Origin of the sequence: Nocardia spongicola (assembly GCF_047200775.1) — a bacterium.
Classification (GTDB): domain Bacteria; phylum Actinomycetota; class Actinomycetes; order Mycobacteriales; family Mycobacteriaceae; genus Nocardia.
The window spans coordinates 1-1,027 of the sequence record NZ_JBJZOO010000048.1 but is presented as its reverse complement, the minus strand read 5'-3'; the positions used below and the strand labels follow the sequence as shown (position 1 = coordinate 1,027).

The window sequence follows — 1,027 nt, the reverse complement described above, 5'->3', positions numbered from 1 at the left end:
TGTTGTGGGTCATGAGGTTGTTGACACTCGCGCAGGGGTGAGCTGAGGGGACGGATCTCCCTGGCGGCAGGATGGAAAACACCACATCCTCCGTCCGCTCGACCAGGAAGACCCGTCCGTGACCCACCGTAATGCCCCGTTGTCCGTCGAGGGCCGTCGCCGTCTGGTGCAGCGCTGTCGTAACCGTCCGATCGCTCATGTGGCCGCCGAGATGGGGATCTCTCGTCAGTGCGCGTCGAAGTGGGTCAATCGATGGCGTCGCTACGGTGAAATAGGACTCGAGGACCGGTCTTCGGTGCCGCGCCGGCAGTCGAGCGCGACCGCGGCAGTGGTCGTCGCCCGGATCGAGCGGATGCGCCGGGACAACAAGTGGTCGGCTCGGCGGATCGCGTTCGAACTCGAAGCCGTCGGGGTGAACATCGCGGTGCGAACGGTGACCAGGCAGTTGGCGCATCTCGGGCTGAATCGCCGCGGGTTCATCGACTCCTGTGGTGACAGCAACCGGGCACCACGCCGTATCGTGGCCCGCTGGCCAGGACATATGGTGCATGTCGATGTGAAGAAGGTCGGCAGGATCCCCGACGGTGGTGGCTGGCGTGTTCACGGCGCGGGCTCCGAGCAGGCCAAGGTTGTCGCCCGCGCCAAGAAACGTGGCGTCCGTACGGGTTATGTCTTCCTGCATTCCGCGGTCGATGGCTTCTCCCGGCTGGCCTACACCGAAGCTCTCGAGGACGAGAAAGCTTCCACCGCTGTAGGTTTCGTGCACCGAGCGCGAGCGTTCTTCGCCGCTCACGGCATAGGCCATGTCCACCGGATCGTCACCGACAACGGAGCCTGCTACAAGGCCCGTGACTTCGCGAAGGTTCTCCACGGGGCCCGCCACCAGCGGATACGCCCCTACACACCCCGTCACAACGGGAAAGTCGAGCGCTATAACCGGATCTTGGCCGAGGAATTCCTCTACGCCCGCGAATGGACCTCGGATCTGCAGCGTCGGCAGGCACTGCAGATCTGGAACATCCACTAC

The 1,027-nt window shown here is 64.2% G+C and carries 2 protein-coding genes; one reads left to right on the top strand and one right to left on the bottom strand.

Going from position 1 to position 1,027, the window contains the following annotated elements; genetic code table 11:
• The coding region (locus ACL02S_RS24130) for a hypothetical protein (protein ID WP_412804787.1) at window positions 1-199 on the bottom strand (199 nt) is incomplete at its 3' end.
• On the opposite strand from ACL02S_RS24130, the gene ACL02S_RS24125 reads away from it, so the two are divergent.
• Window positions 119-1,027: IS481 family transposase (locus ACL02S_RS24125; RefSeq protein WP_412804786.1), on the top strand; the 909-nt coding region annotated here is incomplete at its 3' end. The genes ACL02S_RS24130 and ACL02S_RS24125 overlap by 81 nt on opposite strands.